The organism is Myxococcus sp. XM-1-1-1, assembly GCF_020037095.1.
In the GTDB taxonomy this organism is placed as follows: Bacteria; Myxococcota; Myxococcia; order Myxococcales; family Myxococcaceae; genus Myxococcus; species Myxococcus fulvus.
The window spans coordinates 73,070-95,642 of the sequence record NZ_JAIQDH010000027.1 but is presented as its reverse complement, the minus strand read 5'-3'; the positions used below and the strand labels follow the sequence as shown (position 1 = coordinate 95,642).

At 72.1% G+C, this 22,573-nt stretch carries 16 protein-coding genes; 10 read left to right on the top strand and 6 right to left on the bottom strand.

Annotated elements, in window-relative coordinates:
* The first annotated feature begins 120 nt into the window (after window positions 1–120).
* Window positions 121–3,219, top strand: coding sequence for a poly(A) polymerase (locus K8640_RS36380; protein ID WP_223751296.1), 3,099 nt, complete (start codon window positions 121–123; stop codon window positions 3,217–3,219).
* Between the two features lie 98 nt (window positions 3,220–3,317).
* Window positions 3,318–4,238: a hypothetical protein gene (locus tag K8640_RS36375; protein WP_223751295.1), complete on the top strand. Its 921-nt coding sequence runs from the start codon at window positions 3,318–3,320 to the stop codon at window positions 4,236–4,238.
* A gap of 9 nt (window positions 4,239–4,247) precedes the next feature.
* On the opposite strand, the gene K8640_RS36370 is transcribed toward K8640_RS36375, so the two are convergent.
* From K8640_RS36370 to K8640_RS36355, 4 genes are all read right to left on the bottom strand, one after another.
* Window positions 4,248–5,030, bottom strand: a complete 783-nt coding sequence (locus K8640_RS36370; RefSeq protein WP_223751294.1) for a DNA polymerase beta superfamily protein — start codon at window positions 5,028–5,030, stop codon at window positions 4,248–4,250.
* Window positions 5,027–6,322, bottom strand: a complete 1,296-nt coding sequence (locus K8640_RS36365; RefSeq protein ID WP_223751293.1) for a DNA polymerase beta superfamily protein — start codon at window positions 6,320–6,322, stop codon at window positions 5,027–5,029. The genes K8640_RS36370 and K8640_RS36365 overlap by 4 nt, the downstream gene beginning before the upstream one ends.
* A 64-nt stretch (window positions 6,323–6,386) precedes the next feature.
* Window positions 6,387–9,170 carry a response regulator gene (locus K8640_RS36360; protein ID WP_370640432.1) on the bottom strand — a complete coding sequence of 928 codons (2,784 nt, stop codon included), beginning with the start codon at window positions 9,168–9,170 and terminating at the stop codon, window positions 6,387–6,389.
* Window positions 9,171–9,306: 136 nt separating this feature from the next.
* Window positions 9,307–9,927 carry an EF-hand domain-containing protein gene (locus K8640_RS36355; RefSeq protein WP_223751291.1) on the bottom strand — a complete coding sequence of 207 codons (621 nt, stop codon included), beginning with the start codon at window positions 9,925–9,927 and terminating at the stop codon, window positions 9,307–9,309.
* A 469-nt stretch (window positions 9,928–10,396) separates the two neighbouring features.
* Here K8640_RS36355 and K8640_RS36350 point away from each other — a divergent pair, with 469 nt between their 5' ends.
* Window positions 10,397–12,607, top strand: a complete 2,211-nt coding sequence (locus K8640_RS36350; protein ID WP_223751290.1) for an RIO1 family regulatory kinase/ATPase — start codon at window positions 10,397–10,399, stop codon at window positions 12,605–12,607.
* A 64-nt stretch (window positions 12,608–12,671) separates the two neighbouring features.
* Here K8640_RS36350 and K8640_RS36345 read toward each other — a convergent pair whose 3' ends face one another.
* Window positions 12,672–13,685, bottom strand: a complete 1,014-nt coding sequence (locus K8640_RS36345; protein WP_223751289.1) for an NAD(P)-dependent alcohol dehydrogenase — start codon at window positions 13,683–13,685, stop codon at window positions 12,672–12,674.
* Window positions 13,686–13,842: 157 nt separating this feature from the next.
* Between K8640_RS36345 and K8640_RS36340 the strand changes: the two genes are divergently transcribed.
* A complete protein-coding gene (locus tag K8640_RS36340) occupies window positions 13,843–14,760 on the top strand; it encodes a cytochrome c family protein (protein ID WP_223751288.1) in 918 nt (305 codons plus the stop codon).
* Window positions 14,757–16,283, top strand: a complete 1,527-nt coding sequence (locus K8640_RS36335; protein ID WP_223751287.1) for an NADase-type glycan-binding domain-containing protein — start codon at window positions 14,757–14,759, stop codon at window positions 16,281–16,283. The genes K8640_RS36340 and K8640_RS36335 overlap by 4 nt, the downstream gene beginning before the upstream one ends.
* Here K8640_RS36335 and K8640_RS36330 read toward each other — a convergent pair.
* The gene (locus tag K8640_RS36330) at window positions 16,259–16,732 is read right to left on the bottom strand and encodes a putative toxin-antitoxin system toxin component, PIN family (RefSeq protein WP_223751286.1); all 474 of its coding nucleotides are present in this window, start codon (window positions 16,730–16,732) and stop codon (window positions 16,259–16,261) included. The two genes, K8640_RS36335 and K8640_RS36330, sit on opposite strands and share 25 nt — an antisense overlap.
* A gap of 53 nt (window positions 16,733–16,785) precedes the next feature.
* On the opposite strand from K8640_RS36330, the gene K8640_RS36325 reads away from it, so the two are divergent.
* From K8640_RS36325 to K8640_RS36305, 5 genes are all read left to right on the top strand, one after another.
* Window positions 16,786–17,805: a hypothetical protein gene (locus tag K8640_RS36325; protein ID WP_223751285.1), complete on the top strand. Its 1,020-nt coding sequence runs from the start codon at window positions 16,786–16,788 to the stop codon at window positions 17,803–17,805.
* Between the two features lie 39 nt (window positions 17,806–17,844).
* The gene (locus tag K8640_RS36320) at window positions 17,845–18,837 is read left to right on the top strand and encodes a VWA domain-containing protein (RefSeq protein ID WP_223751284.1); all 993 of its coding nucleotides are present in this window, start codon (window positions 17,845–17,847) and stop codon (window positions 18,835–18,837) included.
* Window positions 18,834–20,228 carry an adenylosuccinate synthetase gene (locus K8640_RS36315; protein WP_223751283.1) on the top strand — a complete coding sequence of 465 codons (1,395 nt, stop codon included), beginning with the start codon at window positions 18,834–18,836 and terminating at the stop codon, window positions 20,226–20,228. Before K8640_RS36320 ends, K8640_RS36315 begins: the two co-directional genes overlap by 4 nt.
* Before the next feature lie 97 nt (window positions 20,229–20,325).
* Window positions 20,326–21,192 carry a VWA domain-containing protein gene (locus K8640_RS36310; RefSeq protein ID WP_223751282.1) on the top strand — a complete coding sequence of 289 codons (867 nt, stop codon included), beginning with the start codon at window positions 20,326–20,328 and terminating at the stop codon, window positions 21,190–21,192.
* A gap of 58 nt (window positions 21,193–21,250) precedes the next feature.
* Window positions 21,251–22,501: a DEAD/DEAH box helicase gene (locus K8640_RS36305; RefSeq protein ID WP_223751281.1), complete on the top strand. Its 1,251-nt coding sequence runs from the start codon at window positions 21,251–21,253 to the stop codon at window positions 22,499–22,501.
* Window positions 22,502–22,573: the final 72 nt, after the last annotated feature.

Below are 22,573 nucleotides of genomic sequence, written 5' to 3'. Positions count from 1 at the left end.
GTGAGTCCCGCGGCGTCCGGTGCGGCGCGCGGGACGTCCCCCTTCGAGCGGTCAGCGCGACTACGCTCGCGGGAAGCCAGCGGCTCGCCGTCCCTCCTCTTCTCCCCGTGGGTGCTCACCATGTCCCAGGAACGCTTCACGACGAGCCGGGAGGTGTACCACCGCATCCGGTGGGACCCTCGGCTGGAGGCCCGTGAGTTCGTCATCGGCTACGACACCCACGGCGAGCGCCTGGAGGAGATGCCGTTCGAGGCCTTCGTGCCGGACGGCGAAATCCCCTGGCACCGCGTCTGGTACTTCAAGCGCGGGCGCGAGGTGGTGTGGGACCGCAAGGAGCGCATCGACCGGCTGAATCACCTCGTCGAGCCACCCGCCGAGGCTCCCGCCCCCACCCCGCCCCGTCCTCGCGAGGTCCCCGGCTTCGCGCGCCTGCATGTCCATCGCTACGACGCGCGGGCCGGGGATTGGATGAAGTCCCCATCCTCGGCGCCGGGGGACGCGCGCCTGGCGCCGGAGCGACTCACCGTCGCCACCTTCAACGTCCTCTTCGACCTGTACGACCGGGAGAAGCTCGCCACCGAGCACCGCACGCCCGCGGCCCTGGCGCTGCTGCGCGAGACCGACGCGGACGTCATCGTCCTTCAAGAAGTCACCGCGCCCTTCCTGCGGGCCCTGCTCGCGGAGGGCTGGGTGCGCGAGCGCTACCACGTGTCGGACGGTCCCGAGGCGAACACCGTCGTCCCCTACGGGCAGGTGCTCCTGTCGCGCGAGCCCCTCGCCTCGGTGTGGCAGCGGGTCTTCTCGCGCGACAAGCGCCTCATCGTGGGCGAGCTGCGACTGGCGGGCGGCCCGCTGTGGGTGGCCACGCCGCACCTGACGAGCAACCGCGAGGCCACCGGCGCCGCGGCCCGGGCCACCCAGGTCCAGGCGCTGCTGGAGGAGCTCCCGACACTCACGGGCGACGACGACGCGGGCGCGCCAGACGTCGTGCTGGCCGGGGACTTCAACTTCGGCGACGGAGACGCGGAGGTGGAGTCCTTCCGCCGCGCGGGCTTCGTGGATGCATGGCCCACGCTGCGCCCGTCCGAGCAGGGGGAGACGTACAATCCTCGGCTCAACTCGCTGGCCGCCATCACCACCGTGTCCGGACGGCTCCAGCGGTTGGACCGCGTGCTGGTGGCCTCGCCCTCGGGGCGACTCTCGCCGGAGTCCATCGAGCTGTTCGGCGAAGCCCCGCTGAAGGGCGCGCGTGCTCCGTCCGGCGAGCCGCTGTTCGCGTCGGACCACTTCGGCATCCGCTGCGTCCTGCGCCGCGACACCCGCGCGGCCTCCTCCGTGACGGGCGCCGCGGCGGCCCGGCTCGTCCATCACACCGCCGTGGTGCTCATCCCTCCCGAGTCCGTGTGGCCGCCCATCCAGGCGCTGCGCAAGAAGCACGACGCGAAGTTCGAGCGGTGGATGCCCCACGTCACCCTGCTCTACCCCTTCCTCCCCGAGGAGGACTTCGACGCGGTGGCGGCGCTGCTCGGCGAGGCCGCGCGGAGCATCGAGCCCTTCCAGGTGACGCTCTCCGACTTCGACCACTTCGACCACCGCGCCAGCGCGACGGCGTGGTTGAGGCCCGAGGACGCGCCCCGAGGTGCCCTGGCGCGACTGCACGCGAAGCTCGTCTCCGTGGTGCCCGAGTGCGCGCCCCCGGCCCATGGGTTCCACCCGCATCTGTCCGTGGGGCAGGTGCCCCACTCGGACGACGTGGACGTGGAGCGCACCGTCGCCACGTGGGCACGGGGCTGGCGTCCGCTGAGCTTCGAGGTCCGCGAGGTCTGCATCATCCGCCGCCAGGGCAACACGCCGTTCGAGGTCGTCCGACGCATTCCGCTGGGTGTCGCGCGCGCGGAGGCCACGACAGCGGGCACCGGTGACGACGCGCTGCGCTCCGCGCTCGGGAACGTGGGCGCCGTCGAGAGCGCTCCCGAGACACGGGCGAAGCGCGACGAGGCCGTGGAGCGGCTGCGGGTGCTGTGCGCTCGCGTGGGCGCCTCGCTGCATCCGTATGGCTCCTATCTGCTCGGGACCGATGGCGCGGGCAGTGACGTGGACGCGGTGGCGCTCGGCCCCGCGGGCCAGTCACGGGAGGACTTCGCGCGGGAGCTGTTGGGGGAGCTGGCGAGGTCGGAGCCCGAGAGCCGCGCGGCCTCGCGCTTCGTCGCCGATGCGGCCATCCCGCTGGTGAAGGTGGTGCTGGGCGGCGTGAGCTTCGAGGTGTCCCACGCCAGTCGGCCCGAGGGCGCCGGGTCCTTGGACCCGCTGGAGCTGCTCGCGCGACACGCGGACGCGTTCGACCCCGCGGGCCTGCGCTCGGTGCTGGGGCTCGCGGACATGAAGGGCGTGCTGGAAGCGCTCGGTCCGGACGAGGACACCCACGCGAGGTTCCGGAGGCTGCTGCGTGCCGTGAAGGCCTGGGCCCGGGCTCGAGGGCTCTACTCACATGCGCTCGGCTATCTCGGGGGCCTGTCGTGGACGGTGCTCGCGGCCTGGGCCACCACGCGCGCGGCGCCCGAGGCGGTGAAGTCCGACGTGGACCTGCTCGCGCACTTCTTCGACACCTTCGCCACGTGGCCCTGGCCCCAGCCCGTGGCCCTGACGATGGAGACGGCGCGCTACCGGCCGGATGGCAAGCGGGACCTGCTGCCCATCATCGCCCCCGTGGCGCCGCTGAGGAACACCACACGCAACGTGTCGCGCTCCACCTCCCGCATCCTTCGCGAGGAGTGGGCGCGCGCGAGGGAGCTCGTGGCCCAGGCGCGCAGGACGGGGACGCCCGGAGCGTGGTCCCTGTTGTTCGAGCCGCTCGATTCGACCAGCCAACCGTCGACCCGACTGCGGCTGAGCGCCGACGCGAAGACCCCTGAGGGGCGCGAGGTCGCCCAGGGGTGGCTGCTCGGGCACATCACGGCCCTGGCGTACCGCCTGGAGAGTGATCGCCGCCTGACGGTGCGTCCCCTCCAGGCGCCGGGAGCCGGGGGCTCGCTGCTCATCGGCCTGGAGGCCCGGGACCCGAGCGCGCTCGCGTGGAGGCCGGGCACGCCGCTCGTCGAGGCGGTGGAGTCCTTCCGCGCGTCGTTCCTCGAATGGGCCCACCGTCCCGACGGGGCCACCCTCCAGGTGGAGCTGTCACGCGCGAGCGCCTCGGGCCTCCCCGGGGAAACAGACCCGTAAGGACAGACACCCCGCTCCAGCCCTGGCGCGTCCCATGAACGTCCTCCCCGAGTGAGATAGACTTCACCCGAAGTCATTCACACCGAGGGGGGGTCGTCGTGTCCCAGAGCCATCGTGTCGCGAAGCTGCCCATCCGCATGCGGGGCTTCGTCCAGCCCGACACCCAGTCTCAGTTCGAGGGCTACGTCGAGGCGGGCACCTACTTCGTGCTCGAGGAGAGGCCGGGCAGCCCGACGCCGGACACCGACTTCGTGCGCCTGGAGGTCCCCACGCTGGGCGCGCTGGACACCTGGGTCTGCACGCGCTGGCGCACGCAGCACTACGTGAGCGTGACGAACCAGGCGCAGCCTCCGCCCGCCGTGCGGCTGCCCTTCGATGACGACCCGCTGGCCATCGCCGAGAGCCAGCTCGTCACGTTGCTCCAGGGCCTGAAGGACTTCCGCTACGACCTGGACCAGGCGTACTACCCCTGGGACCTCCCGGGCATCCGCGTGCCTCGCGCGCCGCCCCTGTTCAACAACTGCTGCACCTTCGTCGAGGCGCTCACGGTGAAGGCCTTCGCGGACGCCCACGGCGCGAACTTCGCGTGGGACTCGCGGCGCCACCGGCAGATGATGATTGCCTCCACGGAGGACTTCTTCTCCCCCGTCACCGCCGCCGTCGAGAGCGGCATGGCCATCCCCGCGCCCTCGGCCGATGCCCACCCGCATCCGTGGACGCTCATCCAGGGCTGGCGCAACCCGTGGCGCTCCGGCCACACCTTCCTCGTGGTGGACCACCACCCCGCCACCGACAAGGCCCTGGTGCTGGAGTCCAACAGCGCCAACGGCCTCGACGGCGTCGGCTACCGGGGCATCGGCAACCTGAGGGACATCGGCCTCGAGCCGCCCGAGGGCTGGTGGAACCTGCCGGACGTGTGGACGTGGCGGAAGCTCTGCTCCACGTATCTCTTCCGCCAGCAGGCCTGGCTCAAGGTCAAGGACCGCTCCTTGTCCAGGCTGTCCGCCACCTCGCCCTGAACGCGCGGCTCAGAAGCGCCGGCGCCGCAGCTCCAGCATCCAGGCCTCCAGCGCGTCCACGGCGTTGGAGGGCGGCGCCTCGGGCAGCACCGACACCGCCAGCGCCGCGTCGAGCACCTCGAACGAGCGGGCCACCCGGACGCGCCACGCTTCGCTCAGCGCCTCCGGCAGCTCGCTCTTCTCCCCGCGCCGCTTCTGCTCCACCAGCTCGCGGGCCTCGGGGAAGCCGTGGGCGTCCAAGAGCTCGGTGACGTCCGTCTCCACGCCCCCGGTGCGCAGCAGGTGCGTGCCCGTCAGCGTGGTGCGCAGCACGTAGAGCAGCTTCTTGGCGGAGCGAAAGCCGCTCTTCTCCCACTCACGCAGCTGGCCGTGGGCGAAGCCGTTGTAGTGACGGAACACCCGCCGCGACAGCACCTCGCGCGCCAGCGGCTGGAGCGACTCCAGGTCCGGAGAGGCCCGCAGGGTGATGGCGCCCAGGATGCGCTCCAGGTAGTTGCCATTGCCCTGCAACAGTCCCTGGAGGACGGATGCGAGCTCATTGGACGAGTAGTCCACCTCCACGCCATCCACCACCTCCAGGCGCTCGGCGTTGAGCTGCCGGGGGCTGAGCCCCAGGAGCATGGCGGTGGGCGCCACGTGGATGGACTTCAGGTCCAGGTCACTGTCGGGCGAGGGGAACCCGTAGGCATGCGCCCCCGTCAGCGACACCACCAGGTGCTCGCGTCGCGCGGACTCCTCGTCGAGCACGCGGTCCGCCACCGTCTTCTCGTGCTCCGTCAGCGTGCCCTTCATTCCGAATCCCTCCACTCCATCCGCGGGGCCTCGGGCGCCTCGCGTCCCCAGGGCCCCGGCGCCTTCGTCACCCAGCGCCGCGCCACCTCATCCCCCACCCGCCGCAGCAGCCGGTCCGCTCGCGCGTAGTCGGGCTGCTCCGGCAGACGGCTCTCCCGCCGCGCCGCCTCCAGCTCCGGTGCCATCGCCTCCGCGTCGCGCAGCACGTCCTCGAGCGGGACCTGCCCCGCCTTGATGTCCAACAGCCGAGCCTTCAGGGCACCCGTCGCCTCGAAGACGGGCTCGCCGTGGCGCAGCCAGCCCGTGGCCGTGGCGATCAACCGCAGCAGGTTGTACGCGTTCTTCGGTCGCAGCTCCCGCGCCGACGGAGGACGCTGTCCCCCTCCACGCGCGTAGGCGGTGAGCGCCGCGAAGTCGTTGGCGGCGAGCAGGCCCTGGTCCGACAGCGAGCGATAGAGCTGCTTGACGTAGGTCTTCGCCGCCAGCAGCGCGTCCTCGGGCGTGGGCGCGCCGCGCGGGGAGATGTCCGCCAGTCGCCGGGCCACTTCGTCCAGGTCCGGCGTGGGGTCCTCGCACAGCCACTCCAGCAGCAGGTCCCGGTGCTCGGCGAGCCGCTGGCTGCGCGTGAGCTTGTCGAGCTGGCTCATGGCGTAGCGACCGAAGCTGCCGAAGATGGACTGCGAGACGAAGGCCTCGCGCTCCGCGAGGAACCACTCGCCCAGCTCATCCAGCGCCCGGGCGCCCGGGACGAACAGCGTCTCCAGCGTGTTCGGGTCCGCGCGCAGGGCCTGCTCCACCGTCTTGCGCGCCTCCCAATAGGTCGTGCTGCCGTCGGCGCTCACCAGGTCCTGCGGCGCCTCCACCAGGCCGAAGCTCCACGAGAGCGGCAGGGCGAACACCCCGCGCACGTCCACGTCCGACTGCGCGTTCGCCAGTCCCCACGCATGGCTGCCCACGCGCGTCTCCAACACCACGCAGGGGCCCAGCGCGTTCCAGGCGGCCTCGCGCCGCTGGGCGAACTGGACCTGTCCCGGACGCCGGGGCACCAGCTCGTCGCGCGCGAACCACACCTCGCCCACGCCGACGATCTGGATGTCGAGCCCGCCGTCCTTCGCCCGCACCACGCGCCCCACCACGCCCTGGGGGATGCGCCGCCCGCCGGAGGTCATCCGCTCCACGCGCGTCGTCACCTCGGTGCCATGCGGCAGCGGCACCGACAGCCGGTCCACCTGCTCCAGGCCTCGGATGCGCGCGGCGCCCGGGTGGGAGGAATCCTTGGGAGAGTCACTCATCGTTCACCTCGAAGTGCGCGGCCGCGCGAGGGACGCCCGAGCCCCCGGAGGGCTGACCGGGACCTCAGCGGCGCGCCGTGGGCAGGGCGATGCTCTCACGAAGGCGAGACAGCAGTCCGCGCGTCGTGGACAGCTCCGCCCGGCACCGGTCCAGCCGCTCGCGCAGGGAGTCGACGTCATCGCCCGCGTCCGCGCTCAGCTCCAGCTCCCGACTCAGCGTCTCCAGGGCCGACGCGCCGAACCAGGCCGCGTTGGACTTGAGCGTGTGCGCCGCGCGGCTGAGGTCGTCGAGCAGCCCCTGCCCCAGCGCCGTGTACGCGTCGTCGAGCAGCGCGGGCATGCTCTGCAGCGCGGTGTCGATGAGCTCCGGGAGGATGTTCCCCGCCTGCGAGCCCAGCTCCCGCCACAGCCGGGCCAGCGCCGCGGGCTGCAGGCCGGGGATGCGCGCGGCCTCGGGCACCAGGTCGTCGGAGAGCCCCTGCTCCGCGATGACGACGCGCTCCGGCCGCGTGCGGGTGCCGCCGACGGGCCGCGGCGTCTGGCAGCGCACCAGCGCGGCGGTGAGCGCCTCCACGCGGATGGGCTTGGACAGGAAGTCGTCCATCCCCGCCTCGAAGCACTGCTCCCGGTCGGAGTCCATCGCGTTGGCCGTCATCGCGATGACCCACGGCTGCACCGTGGGCGGCAGCTCCTTGCGGATGCGCCGCGTGGCCTCCAGGCCGTCCATCTCCGGCATCTGCAGGTCCATGAAGACCACGTCGAAGCGCTGGCGCAGGGACCACTCCAGCGCCTCGCGCCCGTTGGACGCCGCCTGCACCTGATAGCCGAGCCGGTCCAGCATCAGGCTGGCCAGCCGCTGGTTGGTGAGGTTGTCCTCCACCAGCAGGATGCGCAAGGGGACGCGGTCTCCGGGCCTGTCACGCGGCGCGGGAGCCCCCGTCGGCGCGGGCTCCACGCGCACCCGGGGCACGTCCTTGGAGAAGCAGGACATCAGCGTGTCGTGGAGCTGCGAGGCCTTCATCGGGCGCGACAGCACCCCGGAGAACAGGCCCGGCGGAGGCGCGGCGCGGCGTCCCGGTGAGGTCAGCAGGAACAGCGGCAGCGCCCGCAGGTCGTCGCGCTCGCGGATCCGCGCCGCCAGCGAGGGACCGTCCAGTCCCGGCATCTGGTGGTCGATGAGCGCCAGGTCGAACCCGGAGCCGCCCGACTGGAGCTTGGAGAGCGCCTCCATGCCGGAGCCCGCCTCCACCGGCTCGGCGCCCCACGCCTGGAGCTGTCGTCCCAGGAGCCGGCGGTTGATGGCGTTGTCGTCGACGATGAGCACGCGCCGGCCGCGCAGCAGCGGCTCGTCCGAGCGCAGGTAGCCCGCCGTCGTCTGCGGCGCGGCCTGCACGGTGAGCGCGAAGAAGAACGTGGTGCCTCGGCCGGGCACGCCCTCGCTCTCCACCCAGATGCGCCCGCCCATCGCCTCCACCAGCCGCTTGGAGATGGCGAGCCCCAGGCCCGTGCCGCCGAAGCGCCGCGCCACCGACACGTCGAGCTGGTTGAACGGCTGGAACAGGCCCTGGCGCTTCTCCTCGGGGATGCCCGGCCCCGTGTCCTGCACGGAGAAGGTGAGCTCCCACGGCGCGTCGGTCGCCTCGGCGCGGCGGACCCCGTCCACGGAGACGACGGCGCCGCCCGACTCGGTGAACTTCAGCGCGTTGCCCACCAGGTTGAGCAGCACCTGGCGCAGGCGTGAGGCGTCCCCCATCACCACCTGGGGCACGTCGGGCGAGATGTCCGCGCCCAGGTCCAAGCCCTTCTCGCTGGCGCGCACCGCGAGCAGGTCCAGCACCGACTCCACGCACTGACGCAGGTCGAACGGGTGGCGGTCCGTCTCGAAGCGGCCGGCTTCGATCTTGGAGAAGTCCAGCACGTCGTTGAGCAGCGTGAGCAGCGCCTCGCTGCTCTGGCGGATGGTGGAGATGAACTCGCGCTGCTCGCCCGTCAGGTGCGTGTCCAGCATCAGCCCCGTCATGCCGATGATGGCGTTCATCGGCGTGCGGATTTCGTGGCTCATCGTCGCCAGGAACAGGCTCTTGGCCTGGTTGGCGGACTCGGCCGCCTGGCGCGCGCGCTGGAGGTCGGTGATGTCGTGGTAGATGGCGATGAAGCCCAGCTGCCGGCCGCCCACCGACACCGGCAGCGCCAACAGCTCCACGTCCACCATCGTGTGGTCCTTGCGCAGCCGCCGCGTGACGGAGTGCACGCGCCCGCGCTGGGTGACGTCGCGCTGGGCCTTCTTCGCCTCGGGCAGGACGCTGTCCTCGGTGGCCACCAGGTCGAAGATGTGTTTGCCCAGCGCCTCCTGCGGCGTGTACCCGAAGAGCCGCTCGGCGGCGGGGTTCCACGACAGGACGATGAACTGGCGGGTGATGGTGACGATGGCGACGGGGCTGTTGCGCACCACCGCCTCGAAGAACTCCTTCTGCTGACGGATGGAGGCCTCGACCTCCAGGCTGCCGCGCATGTCCTGGAGCTGGAGCACCCAGCCCAGCGCGTTTCCGGCCGCGTCGAACTGGGCCAGCGTCTGCACGCGCAGGTAGTACGCGGGCCCGGCACCGCCCGGCCGCTGTCCGGCCAGCTCCGTCTCGTGCGGCGTGTCCGGCGAGCCGCGCGTGTCCGGCGGACGCCACCCCGACAACAGGCGCGTCACCGCCATGCCCACCAGCTCACCGCGCGGGCCGAAGATGCGCTCGGCGGCGCGGTTGACCTGCTGGATGAGCTGGGCAGCGTCGAGCACGAGCACCGCGTCGCGCGCGTGCTCGAAGACGGTGGTATGGGCTCTGGACGCCAGGTCGGACACCACTCCCCCTACCCTCCCGAGTGTAGGTCAGCTCCGCCCCCGCTCCTATTTTCGAGACCACGCGAGCAGGCCAGGGCCCAGGGGCCCGCCCACGACGGGCACGGGCCCCTGCCCAGCGTGCTGGTGGCGCGCGCTTTCAGCGGCTGCGCCACCACGCCTTGAACTCCATCCAGGAGATCCTCCCCGTGCGGTCCGCGTCGACGATGTCGAGGGCGATCTCCAGCTCCTCGTCCGTGACGTCCTGCCCGAGCGCCTCCAGCAGCCGCGCGAACTCGGCGCGCTCGATGGCACCGGTGCGGTTGCGGTCGTAGCGCTGGAAGATGTCGAGCAGTTCGTTGCCGGAGCTGGTGAGTTCGTCCACCGCCGCGTGCTCGGGCGCCAGCGGGAGGATGCCGGCGGAGGACGTCTCCACCTGCTCCACGGAGGCGAGGCTGGGGGCGGGGCGCTCGTCCGGGACGGCGGGGAGCGGCGTCTCGGGCACGTCCCGCGAGACGACCAGGCGCGGTGACAGGGGCGCCGTGGCGGGCGCGGACTTCCTGCCTCCACGGGAGGGCCTCCGGGTCGAGCCCTTCTTCGCGGCGCGCTTCTTCGTGACGGCCTTCTTGGCGGTGCTCTTGCGAGCCGCGCCCTTCTTCGCGGCGCTCTTCTTCGCGGTGGCCTTCCGGGCCGTGGGCTTCTTCGTCGCGGCCTTCTTCGTCGTGGAGGCGCGCCGGGATGACTTCTTCGCAGCACTCGACTTGCGCTTCTTCGTCGCCATGGGTGAGCCCCTCCTGGGCGGCGCGCATCGTAGCGCTCTCCTGGTGCGGGTCGGCAGCCCCTGGGTGCAGGTCCCCGGCCGGCGTCTCCCCGGCAGAGCCCACCGGCGGCCCCTCCGCTCGCCCGCACACCGAGTGTCGACTCGTCGGTGCCTGGCCCCTGTCCGGCCCCACGGCCCGGCGCTCGCATGGACGTCTGGAGGGCGGTGGTCCGGCATCCGGACTTTTCTCCAGGGATTCCAAGGTCTTGGTCAACTTTGACCCAGCCGGGCTGGAGCGCATCGATGGCCTGGAACCCTGGCGGACAAACTGTTAGCAGGCCGGGCGTTGGTTCACCTGATTGCTCCTGGCGTCATGCTGGTAGCAAGAGGGCCCCGCGAGATGTTCACATGCCGCCGCGCGCTGCGAGCAGGGCCGCCCCGCGCGCATTGGAATGCCCCCGCCCGCCCCCCATTGGACTTCCGCCTCTGAATGAATGACTCGCTAGAGACCCTCCTCGCCGATGGAATCATCGAGGCCGTTCTCGGCCAACTGAAGACGGGCAAGGAGGCGGAGGTGTGGCTCGTCCAGCACGCCGGGCAGGTGGTGGCGGCCAAGCTGTACAAGGAGCGCCACGAGCGTAACTTCCGCAACAACGTGGGCTACCGGGAGGGGCGTGAGGTGCGCAATTCGCGCACGCGTCGCGCCATGGAGAAGGGCAGCAAGTTCGGGCAGGCCGCCGCGGAGGAGGCCTGGAAGAGCGCGGAGTCGGACTCGCTCTACAAGCTGCACGCGCAGGGCGTCCGGGTGCCCACGCCGGTGTTGTTCTACGAGGGCATCCTCCTGATGGAGGTGGTCATCGACGCGCAGGGACATCCGGCCCCGCGCCTGGTCGAGGCGCCGCCGACCACGCCCGAGGAGGCGCTGGCGATGTACGTGGACCTGCGCGCGCAGGTCATCAGCATGCTGTGCGCGGACCTCATCCACGGAGACCTGTCGCCGTACAACATCCTGATGGGGTACGCGGGGCCGGTCATCATCGACTTCCCGCAGACCATCGCCGCGGCGCGCAACAACCGCGCGGAGTTCTACTTCCGCCGCGACCTGGACAACGTGCGCGAGTTCCTCGCGACGTACGCGCCCGCGCTGTACGGCATGGCGGGGGACACCGGCGAAATCTGGAGCGCCTATGTGCGGCGCGAGCTCACGCCGGACTTCGTGCCCTCGGGAGGCTTCCGTGAGGGGGCTCGCCGTGGGGGCCAGGGCAAGGGCCGTCCGGACGCGCGCTTCGGGGGCGGCCATCCGCGACTGGAGCAGCGCGCGCCGCAGGTCGAGGTCGCGCCCGCTCCGCCCAAGCCGGCGATGACGCCCGAGGAGGCCGCCGAGGCGGAGCTGCTCGAGCTGGAGGCGCTGGTGCTGAGGCAGGGGGGTGGCGAGCGAGGCAAGCCGCCCGCCGCTCCGGCGCAGCGAGGAGGCCGCAGGGGTCCGGGGCGAGGACCGCCGCGCTCGGGCAACAACCGTCCGAACCCGCCCGCGTCGCAGCAGGCGCGTCCGGCGGGTGGTGGTGGTGCTCGGCCGCCGCAGGCGAATGGCGCGCGGCCGCCGCAGGGAGAGCAGCGCAATGGAGGTCCTCGAGGCTTCCAGGGCGGCGCGTACAACGGCAACGGCGAGGCAGCGCGCAACGGTGACTCGCGCAACGGCGCGCATCGGCCGCAGGGCGGCGCGGGAGAGTCGCGCGGTGGTGGACCTCGCGGCTTCCAGGGCAACTCAGGTCAAGGCGCTGGAGACTCGCGCGGGGCTCCTCGTGGCTTCCAGGGCGAGCGCCGCAACGGTAATGGGGCGCAAGGCGCTGGGGATTCGCGCGGTGAGCCTCGTGGGTTCCAGGGCGAGCGCCGTAACGGTGATGCCGCGCAGGGCTCGGGCGACTCGCGTGGCGGTCCTCGCGGCTTCCAGGGCGAGCGCCGTAACGGTGATGCCGCGCAGGGCCCGGGTGACTCGCGTGGCGGTCCTCGCGGCTTCTCGGGCGAGGCTCGCGGCGCGGGCGATTCACGCGGCGGAGGTCCTCGCGGCTTCCAGGGCGAGCGTCGCGACGCGGCGGCACCGGGCTCCGGTGATTCACGTGGCCGTGGCCCTCGCGGTGCCCAGGGTGAGCGTCGCAATGGAGGCCCCAGGGACTTCCAGGGTGAAGCTCGCAACGGCCAGGACGCGCACGCGTCCGTCGCCCCTGCGTTCGAGGGCGGGGACACGCGTGGCGCGGAGGCTTCACGCAACGGTGGCCCGCGGGGTCCCGGCGACTTCCGCAATGGAAACCGCCGCGGAGACCCGTCCGAGCCCCGCAACGGCCACGCCAACTCACGGCCCCCGATGAACGGACGCGGCAACCGCGACGAGCGTCAGCCCCTGGTCGAGCACCGGGGACAGGGCAACGAGGTCCAGGCAGGCGCGAGCAACACCTTCGCCGGCAATGACGCGCGGCCTCCCCGTGGCGAGCGTCGCGGAGGTCCCAATCGGCCCTCGCAGCCCGCCGTGGAGACCCGTCCGCCGACCGGCCCGGGGGGCAACACGCTGCGCGAGGCGCGCCAGCAGCGCCCCAACTCGAACCGGGGCAACGCCCCTCGCGGTCCCCGAGGCGGTCCCCAGGTGAGCTACGTCGCGCGCAACAACAACCCGTCCGACTCGGGCCCCACCGAGACCGGCTCCTGAGGCCCCAGGGCCCGGTGGACGCCAGTCGTCACCGGGCCCTTCCCCACTTCGACACGGCGTCACGTCATCCCACGCGGATGACGACCTTGCCGAAGTGGGCCCCGCTCTTCAGGTGATGGAACGCCGCCACCGCCTCGTCGAAGGGGAACACGCGGTCCACCACCGGGCGGACGGAGTGCTGCGAGAACGCACGCAGCAGCGCCTCGAAGCTCTGCCGATGTCCGACGAGGATGCCCTGCACCCGCAGGTTCTGCATCAGGATGGACGTCAACGGCACCGCCCCCGCGACCCCGCTCAGCACGCCGATGACGGACACCGTGCCGCCGGGCCGCACCGCGCGCAGCGACTTCTCGAACGTCCCCGCCCCACCCACCTCCACGACGTGGTCCACGCCCGCGTTGCCCGTGAGCGCACGCGCCGCCTTGTCCCAGTCCGGCGTCGTCACGTAGTTGATGCCGTCGTGCGCCCCCAGTCCTCGCGCGCGCTCCAGCTTGTCGTCGCGGCTCGAGGTGATGAGGACGCGCGCCCCCATCATCCGCGCAATCTGCAGCGCGAAGATGGAGACGCCTCCCGTCCCCTGGAGCAACACCACGTCCCCCGCCTTGAGCGCGCCATGCGTCACCAGCGCGCTCCACGCCGTGAGGGCCGCGCAGGGCAGCGTCGCGGCCTCCTCGTCGGTGAGGTAGTCGGGCGTGGGCACCACCCCGTCCTCGCGCAGCACCATCGTGTCCGCGAGCGCGCCATCCAGCGGCCCACCCAGCGTGGACTGCTGCGCCAGGCGCGTCGGCTCACCGGCGGCCCACGCCTGCGCGAAGAGCCCGATGACCCGCTCTCCGACCTTCACCCGCGTGACACCCGGCCCCACCGCGTCCACCACTCCCGCGCCATCCGAGTTGGGGACCAGCGGCAGCTTCTGCCGCGGGTTGTAGCGCCCCTCCACCATCATCAGGTCGCGGTAGTTCAGGCTCGTCGCCTTCACCCGCACGCGCACCTGGAACGGGCCCGGCGTGGGGTCCGGCCGCTCGCACGACACCAGCTTCTCCAACCCGAATCCGTCCCGAATCTCGTAGGCCTTCATGGGTCCGGTTCTACCGCTCCCGCACGCCCGGGGGGAGGTGCGTCCGCGAGTCCCATGCGAATACACTCCACGTTCAACAGTGCACGCGCTCCTCCTCCTCACCTGCTCGCTCCTCGCCTCCGCGCCGAGTGCCCGCTTCCCACAGGGAACCGCGCGCATGGAGGTGGGCCCGGCGCCACACGGGCTGCCGGACTGGAGCCTCCAGCGCTGCGCCGAGTGTCACGCGCCCGAGGTCGACGCCTGGAGGAACAGCGGCCATGCCTCGGCGCGCACGGATGACGTCTTCCAGGTCGCCATCACCGAGGACCGTCCGGGCTGGTGCGTCCAGTGTCACGCGCCCCTCGCGCGGAACCTGGAGCGCGGCGCGCTGCCCGCGAACAGTCCCCCCGAGGAGCACGGCGTCACCTGCGCGGCCTGTCACGCGCGCATCGACAAGGCCCAGGCCGCCCCGGGCATGCCCTGCGCGGGCTGCCACCAGTTCGGCTTCCCCGTCCTGAACATCGATGGCCAGCGCGTGCGCCTCTCCAAGACGCAGTGGCAACAGGACACCGTGGGCGAGTGGACCGCCTGGCGCAAGGCCACCGGAGACACGCGCCACTGCACCGACTGCCACATGCCCCGGGGTGACCACGGCCTCGGCGGAACCCGGCGCACCGAGGCGCTCAAGGCGGCGCTCGTCGTGGAGCCGCGCGATGGCGAGCTCGTGCTGTCCACGCGCGAAGTGGGCCACGGCTTCCCCTCCGGCGACGTCATGCGCTGGGTGAGCGTGGAGGTCGCCGACAATCCGCTCTTCGAGTCCGCCACCACCGTGGCCACGCTGGGCCGCCGCCTGGAGGTCCGCCCGTGGGCCCCGGAGCCGCTGGCCCACCTGGGCGCCATCGAGGACACCCGACTCGTCCCAGGCCGCCCCCTCCGCGTCCGGATCCCGTCCACGGCCCGCTACGCGCGCGTCGTCTACCACCTGGTGTCCCGCGAGCAGGAAGACTCGGGACTCTACCCCGCGGGCCTCTCACGGCACGTCCTGTGGGCCGCACCCCTTCCGCCACCCCGCCACACCCTGGAGCGCAAGCCATGATCCTCCTGTCGCTCATCCTCGCCGCAGCCCCCCCCGTCCTGCTCGAGCCCGACGCGGGCGGCGCGCACCGGCTGCATCCGCGCCGCGTGACGGCGTCCACGTTCCTGGAGAACGGCTGGAACAAGCACGCGCAGAACTACCTGCCGCTCTACGTCGCGGACGACGACCCGGCCACCGCGTGGGTGGAGGGCGCGAAGGGGCGCGGCGAGGGAGAGGCCCTGGAGTGGTGGGGACCGTCCCTCACGCGCGCCAAGGTGTTCCGCGTCTTCGTGCGCAACGGCTACCAGAAGTCCGAGAAGCTCTACCGCGCCAACGCGCGTCCCCGGAAGGTGAAGCTGGAGCCGCTGGTCCAGGGCGAGACGGGCCCGCAGACGACGGGCGCGCCGGTGGAGGCGGAGCTGCGCGACGTGCTCGGCTGGCAGGAGGTCCGCGTGCCCGTGCCGGAGCGCGTGGGCGGCGTGCGGCTCACGCTCGTGTCCACCTATCCGGGCGCGACGTATGACGACACGTGCCTGAGTGACTTGCGCGTGTACGTGGAGGGTGAGGACCCGTACAAGGCCGAGGCGGAGACGGCGGCCTTCGAGCAGGTGCGCGCCTACGCGTACGAGCGGAAGATGGCCGCCGCGCGCAACGACACGAAGGCGAAGGTGGAGTGGGCGCCGCGCTACAAGGTGGAGACGCTCTTCGAGAAGGACTTCACGGAGAAGGAGATGCTCTCGCGCCCCGGTGGGGTGATGAGCGTCGCCGCCTCCGACTTCCTGGCCACCGTGCCGGAGAAGCCCGCGTACAAGGCCGCGCTCGCTCGCGCCCGGCAGATGGCCGCGGAGTTCGACCGCGTCGACCTGAACCGCGCGGGCACCGACTCCGAGGCCCGTGGAACGTGGACCCGCGTGAAGCCCGCGCAGCTGCGCCCCCAGAAGGCCGCGGCGAGCGCGGCGCTGTCCGCGATGGAGGACCCGGGCCTGGTGCGCGTGGCCGGGCTGCTCCACCTGGCGGACACCACCTTCTTCGAGGCCGACACCACCCAGGCGCAGATGAAGGCGCGAATCCAGAAGGCGCTCGCCCAGGAGGGCCGCGAGCTCGTCGCGTGCGAGAAGCGGTGCGAGAAGGAGCGCCGCGAGGCCCCCGCCGAATCGGACTTCACCTGCGAGGAGGAGTGCTCGGGCGTCTTCTCGGAGCTGTCGGGCTCCAAGAGCGAGCTGCTGGAGCACCGGGCCTCGGGCGGCGAGTTCCTCCAGGGGCCGCTCGACAAGCCCACCGCGTTCCTGCGCGGCACCTCCGAGGCCTCCGGCAATCGCGAGGTGTGGCTCACCTTCCGCCAGACGCTCATCACATACAAGGACCAGCGGGCCGACTCGGTGGTCGTCTACGGCAACATGCAGGGCTCGGACGACCCGGTCTTCTTCTACGTGCTCGAGTGGAGCGAGAAGGCGGGCAAGTCGCGCCTGGAGAGCATCACCGCCTTCGTGGTGAACGCCCAGGCCGCGCGCGTGCTGCGCTACCGCCCCGCCTCCAATGCCTGAGCGGACAGTCGCGCCACCGCCTGCCGGGGCGTGAGGATGAGGAAGGGCATCCCGTGCCGGTCCGCCATGGACAGCACGCGCTTGTCCTTGCTCACCAGCCACGACGCCCCGGCCCGCGCGGCCAGGACGAGGAACTTCTGGTCGTCGCGGTCCTTGCATCGGGGGAGCTCCAGCGCCGGGTTTCCCTCCCCCGCCGGCAGTACCCGCGCGTGCTCGCGATAGCGCGCCAGCGCCGTGCTCCGCGTGTCCTGGGCCCGGCCCGGCAGGAAGTGGCGCGAGGCGAGCACATAGCCCAGCTCCGCCAGCGTCGCGTCCTCGGCCCAGGCCACCAGGCGTCCGTCCCGCAGGGCCTGGTGCAGCTCACGCAGGGCCGGGTCCTCGAACACGTAGAGGTCCAGGACGACATTGGTGTCGAGCACCACGGGCAGCACGGGGGCAACGGGAGTCATTCGGGTTTCCTGCGGGCACGGTATGCTGCCCCCGCATCGCATGAGGGGGTCGGATGGAGCTACAACTTCTGAAGTGTCCGGGCTGCGGCGCGAACCTACCGCCCCCCGCCTCGGCGAACGGCATCCTCACCTGCGCCTACTGCGGCGCGATGGTGTCCGCCAAGGGCGTGGCCGTCTGGCCCAAGCCCGCGCGTCCCGCGGATGACCCGCCCTTCGCTCCGGACCGGCCTCGCGTCACCGTGGCGGGCACGCGCTACGTGCTGCTCGGCCGCCTGGGCCAGGGGGACAGCTGCGACGTGTTCCTCGCGCGGCGCGACGCGCGCATCACGGAGATGGTGGTGCTGAAGGTCGCCCGCGCGCTGTCGGATGGAGACCTGGTCGCGCGGGAGTACGAAATCCTCGAGGAGCTCCAGGGCTCCAGCGCCCAGGGCGCCGAGCACTTCACGCGGCTGCTCCCCCAGCCCGTGGCGCGGGGCAAGGTGAAGGACCCGGTGGGCACCGCGCGCCCGGCGGCCGTGTATCGCTGGATGAGCGGCTTCCAGCACTCGCTGACGGAGCTGCGTCAGGTGTCTCCGGAGGGCATCGACCCGCGCGCGGCGGTGTGGATGTGGAAGCGCGCGCTGGAGGTGCTCGGCTTCGTGCACCGCGCGGGCTACGTCCACGGCGCGGTGCTGCCGCCCCACCTGCTCGTGCACCCCAGGGACCATGGCGTGATGCTGGTGGGCTGGGCCAATGCCACGCGGTACCACTCGACCCTGGCCCTGCCTTCCGCCAGCGTGGCCCACCCGGACTTCTACCCGGAGGCGCTGCTGGACGGCGCGACGCCCTCGCCCGCCACGGACCTGGCCATGCTCGCGCGCTGCCTCGCCTGGGTGCTCGGTGGGACGGCGGCGACGGGCCTGGCGCCATCGAAGGTGCCGGCGCCACTCATCGCGCTGCTGCGCGACCAGGCCCGGCTCCAGGGCGGAGCGCGGGTCGATGCGTGGAGCGTGAAGGAAGAGGTGTCACGGGCGGCGCTCGAGGCCTTCGGACCTCCGCGCTTCGTTCCCTTCACCCTGCCCGGGTGGCGTTGAGCGCGGCGGAACGCCGTGGCGTGGAAGGAGAGTCGAGCGATGGGTTACGGGAGCTACAGCAGCCAGGCGCACGAGGCGCTCATCCAGACCCGGGGGACCTTGTCCCGGCAGGTCCTCTTCCGGCAGGAGCGCTGCCATCCGTTGATGGACCCGCGCGGGGTGGACTGGCGCGAGAGTCGGGACAGCGAGGAGCATCCCCTCTCGCTGGGCATCGTCTTCGCGCTCGATGTCACGGGCTCCATGGGCGACATCCCGGAGCTGCTGGCGCGGCGCGGGCTGCCCAGCTTCATGCGGGCGCTCCTGGACGTGGGCGTGACGGACTCACAGGTGCTCTTCATGGCGGTGGGCGACGCGAACAGCGACCGCGCCCCGCTGCAGGTGGGCCAGTTCGAGTCCAACGAGCGACAGATGGACCAGTGGCTCACCTCGTCCTTCCTGGAAGGCGGCGGAGGCACGCCGGGCCACGAGTCGTATGAGCTGGCGATGTACTTCGCCGCGCGCCACACGGACCTGGACTGCTTCCGCAAGCGCAACCGCCGGGGCTACTTCTTCATGACGGGTGACGAGCGGCCCTACCCGTTCGTCTCGCACACGCAGGTGGCTTCGCTCATGGGGGACGGGCTGGAGAAGGACCTGCCCGTGCAGCAGGTGGTGGACGAGCTCCAGCGCGCCTTCGAGCCCTTCTTCCTCATCCCCGGTCTGGCCCGCCGCCGCAACTGCGAGCGGTACTGGCGGGAGCTGCTCGGGGACCGCGTCATCTGTCTGGAGGAGCCCGGAGACTGCGTGGACGTGACCTCCAGTCTCGTCGGCCTGTGCGAGGGCGCCATCGCCGACATCGACGCGCTGGCCCGCCACCTGGAGCGCGAGGGCAGGGATCGCTCCCGACGCGGCGCCGTCATCCGCGCGCTCACGCCCTTCGCGGCCACGCTGGGACGCGACGGCACGCCTCAGCCGCGGCTGGAGGATGAGCACCTGCCCGTCGACGACGCCAGCTCCGGCCACCGGCGCATCGTCCCTCGCGACGGGCGATGAGCGCCTCGCGCGCGGCCCACATCGTCGTCGACCTGGGCTTCGGCGACGCGGGCAAGGGCACCCTCACGGACTGGCTGACGCGTCGGCATGACGCGCGGCTCGTGGTGCGCTTCAACGGCGGCGCGCAGGCGGGGCACAACGTCGTCACCGAGGACGGCCGACACCACACCTTCTCCCAGTTCGGCGCGGGCACCTTCGTGCCTGGCGTGTGGACGCACCTGGCGCACTCCACCGTCTTCCATCCGCTGGCCCTGCGCGTGGAGGCCCGCTACCTCGCCGAGCGCGGTGTGCCGGAGGCCCTGTCGCGCGTGACGGTGAGCGAGCGGGCCCGCGTCATCACGCCGTTCCATCAAGCGGCGGGGCGGCTGCGGGAGCTGGCTCGGGGCGATGCGCGACATGGCACCTGCGGCGTGGGCGTGGGCGAGACGGTGCGCGATGCGCTCGCGCACCCCGAGGACACCGTGCTCGCGGGCGACCTGAGGGACGCGGGCGGACTCGTGCGCAAGGCCCGCGCGGCGCAGGAGCGCTTGCGAGGGGCGCTGGAGGAAGTGCTGCGCCTCACCGAGGGACTCTCCGACGCCGCGCCGGAGCGGGCCCTGTTGGAGGACTCCGGCGTGAGTGCCCGCTGGGCGGAGGCCGTGCGGAGCATCGAGCCTCTTCAGCGCGTCGTCGACGACGCATGGCTCGGGGCCCGGCTTCGCGCGGGCACCACGCTCTTCGAGGGCGCGCAGGGCGTGCTGCTGGACGAGTGGCGCGGCTTCCATCCCCACACCACCTGGAGCACGTGCACCTTCGAGCCCGCGCTGGCCCTGCTGCGCGAGCATGGCTTCGATGGCGAGGTGCACCGGCTGGGCGTGCTGCGCGCGTATGCCACGCGCCACGGAGAGGGCCCGTTCCCCACCGAGGACGCGAGCCTCGCGCCCTCTCTCCCCGAGCCGCACAATGGCGCCGACGGCTGGCAGGGCGGCTTTCGCGTGGGCGCCTTCGACGCGGTGCTCGGCCGCTATGCGCTCGCGGTCTGCGGTGGGGTGGATGCGCTCGCGGTGACGCACCTGGACCGGCTGACCTCGCGCTGGCCGGTGTGCGACGCATATCGCGCCGCGCCCGGGCAGGTCGGCTCCGGCGAGGACTCGACCCTGGTGCGTGAAGCGCCGGGTTCCGAGCGCATCACCGCGCTGCGTCCCAGTGACTCCGAGCGGGACCTCGACTGGCAGGCGCGCCTGACGCGGGCCCTGGCGCGCTGCGTGCCCGAGCGGAGGCCCCTGGAGCTGGGTGGGGCCCCGGAGGCTCGCGTCGAGCGCTTCCTCGGCTGGGTGGAAGCCGCCCTGGGCGCGCGCGTCACCGTGGCGTCCCGGGGGCCGACGGCCGGGGACAAGCAGCCCCGAGGCTGACGCCACCCATGCCTCCGCGTTAGCGTCGCGGTGTCTCGAACGAGGGGGTCAAGCCAACATGGGGTACGGGTCCTACAGTCACGAAGCGCACAGGGCGATGACGGAGGCTCGCAGCGAGCTGCCGCCGCAAGAGGTGTTCAAGCAGCGCGCGTGTCATCCCAGGATGGACCCGTTCGGGGTGAAGTTCCGCGAGAGCCGGGACAGCGCGGCCCACCCGAACTCGCTCGCCGTCGTCATGTCGCTCGACGTGACGGGCTCCATGGGCAACATCCCCGAAATCCTGGCGCGCAAGACGTTCCCCTCGTTCATGAAGGACCTGATGGACGCGGGCATCGCGGACCCGCAGGTGCTCTTCATGGCCGTGGGTGACGCGGACTACGACAGGGCCCCGCTCCAGGTCGGCCAGTTCGAGTCCTCCGAGCAGCAGATGGACCAGTGGCTCACGTGGATGTTCCTGGAGCGCGGTGGCGGCGCGAACCCCTCCGAGTCCTACGAGCTGGGCATGTACTTCGCCGCCGAGCACACCGCGATGGACTGCTTCGAGAAGCGCGGCAAGAAGGGATACTTCTTCATGACGGGCGACGAGCCGCCCTCCGAGGAGGTGGCGGCGCGCCACGTGACGAAGCTCATCGGCGACTCGATGAAGGACAACCAGCCCATCTACCAGACGGTGAAGCGGCTGGAGCGGACGTTCCATCCGTTCTTCCTCATCCCGGACCAGCGCCGCCGAGGCTCTTGCGAGGAGATCTGGCGCATCGTCCTGGAGGACCGGGTCATCTGCATGGACGACGCCGCGGACACCTGCGACGTGGCCGCCGCGCTGGTGGCCCTCACCGAGCGCGCCGTGCCGCACCTGGACGCGCTGGGCAGGCGGCTCAGGGACGCCGGCAAGCCCGCCGAGCGGGTGAAGAGCGTCCTGCGGGCCGTGGAGCCCTGGGCCCAGAAGCTGCGCGACACGCCATAGGACAGTGCCGGCGTCAGGCCCTTTCCCACGGGGCCCGACGCCGTGATACCCCCAGGCCGTGAGTGATTCCTTCGAACGGCTCGGGTTGTCTCCGGACACGCTCGGCGCGCTGCGCCGGGTGCGCTTCACCCGGCCCACCCCCATCCAGGTCCAGGCCATCCCTCCCGCGCTCGCGGGCAAGGACGTCATCGGCTGCGCGGCCACGGGCACCGGCAAGACGGCCGCCTATGTGCTTCCCCTCGTCGAGCGCTTCGCGGGCCGGAAGGGCACGCTGGGGCTGGTGCTCGCCCCCACGCGGGAGCTGGTGCGGCAGATTGCCGAGCCGCTGGGCGTCTTCGCCGAGGCGCGCGGCCTGACGCACACCGTGGTCATCGGCGGCGAGGACATGTCCGCGCAGGTGGAGGCGCTGAAGGCCCATCCCACCTTCGTGCTCGCCACGCCGGGCCGGCTGGTGGACCTGCTGGAGACGGGCTCGGTGAGCCTGTACCGGATGGAGGGGCTGGTGCTCGACGAGGCGGACCGGATGCTCGACATGGGCTTCCTGCCCCAGCTGGAGCGCATCCTCGCCGCGCTGCCTCGCAAGCGGCAGACGCTGTTGTTCTCCGCGACGCTCGGCCCCGACGTGGGCAGGTTCGCGCGGGAGCGGCTGCACAAGCCGGTGCGCGTGGAGGTGACCCGCAGCGGGACTCCCGCCGAGCGGGCCGAGCAGCGGCTCTACATCGTGAAGCCGGAGGAGAAGTCGGCGCTGCTGCTCACGTTGCTCGCGGAGAGCGACTCGACGGCGCTCGTCTTCGCCAAGTCGAAGGAGCGCGCGGACAAGGTGCTGCGGCTGCTCCAGCGCGAGGGCCACAAGAGCGCGGTGCTGCACGCGGACCGGACGCAGAACCAGCGGCGCCAGGCGCTCGAGGGCTTCCGCGAGGGGACCTACCGGTGCCTGGTGGCGACGGACATCGCCGCGCGCGGCCTGGACGTGGAGGACGTGGGACAGGTCATCAACTACGACCTGCCGCACTCGCCCGAGGACTACGTGCACCGCATCGGCCGCACGGCGCGCGCGCAGGCCAGCGGCGTCGCGTCCACCTTCGCCACGTCGCGGGACAAGCACGTGGTGGCGGAGATCGAACGCATCATGCGCGGACAGATTCCCCGCGTCCCCGTGCCGCGCGAGGACCCCGTGTTCCAGGAGGCGTGGACGCGCTTCCTCGCATCCCAGAAGGACCCCGGTCCTCCGCAGAAGGACTCGGGAGCGTCCCCCGGCAAGGAGCAGGGTCGCCACGCCCGGACCCACGGCAAGCGCAGGCCCCGCTGAGCGGCACCACCGCTCGAGCGTGCCCCCATCCGCCGCTCCGCCGCAGGAGGCTCTCGGAGCCCCCGGGCGCGC

Excerpts from the sequence above, each read along its gene's own strand:
- K8640_RS36380 (WP_223751296.1), top strand. The coding sequence starts at position 121 with ATGTCCCAGGAACGCTTCACGACGAGCCGGGAGGTGTACCACCGCATC.
- K8640_RS36370 (WP_223751294.1), bottom strand. The coding sequence starts at position 5,030 with ATGAAGGGCACGCTGACGGAGCACGAGAAGACGGTGGCGGACCGCGTG.
- K8640_RS36365 (WP_223751293.1), bottom strand. The coding sequence starts at position 6,322 with ATGAGTGACTCTCCCAAGGATTCCTCCCACCCGGGCGCCGCGCGCATC.
- K8640_RS36355 (WP_223751291.1), bottom strand. The coding sequence starts at position 9,927 with ATGGCGACGAAGAAGCGCAAGTCGAGTGCTGCGAAGAAGTCATCCCGG.
- K8640_RS36350 (WP_223751290.1), top strand. The coding sequence starts at position 10,397 with ATGAATGACTCGCTAGAGACCCTCCTCGCCGATGGAATCATCGAGGCC.
- K8640_RS36345 (WP_223751289.1), bottom strand. The coding sequence starts at position 13,685 with ATGAAGGCCTACGAGATTCGGGACGGATTCGGGTTGGAGAAGCTGGTG.
- K8640_RS36340 (WP_223751288.1), top strand. The coding sequence starts at position 13,843 with ATGGAGGTGGGCCCGGCGCCACACGGGCTGCCGGACTGGAGCCTCCAG.
- K8640_RS36335 (WP_223751287.1), top strand. The coding sequence starts at position 14,757 with ATGATCCTCCTGTCGCTCATCCTCGCCGCAGCCCCCCCCGTCCTGCTC.
- K8640_RS36330 (WP_223751286.1), bottom strand. The coding sequence starts at position 16,732 with ATGACTCCCGTTGCCCCCGTGCTGCCCGTGGTGCTCGACACCAATGTC.
- K8640_RS36325 (WP_223751285.1), top strand. The coding sequence starts at position 16,786 with ATGGAGCTACAACTTCTGAAGTGTCCGGGCTGCGGCGCGAACCTACCG.
- K8640_RS36320 (WP_223751284.1), top strand. The coding sequence starts at position 17,845 with ATGGGTTACGGGAGCTACAGCAGCCAGGCGCACGAGGCGCTCATCCAG.
- K8640_RS36315 (WP_223751283.1), top strand. The coding sequence starts at position 18,834 with ATGAGCGCCTCGCGCGCGGCCCACATCGTCGTCGACCTGGGCTTCGGC.
- K8640_RS36310 (WP_223751282.1), top strand. The coding sequence starts at position 20,326 with ATGACGGAGGCTCGCAGCGAGCTGCCGCCGCAAGAGGTGTTCAAGCAG.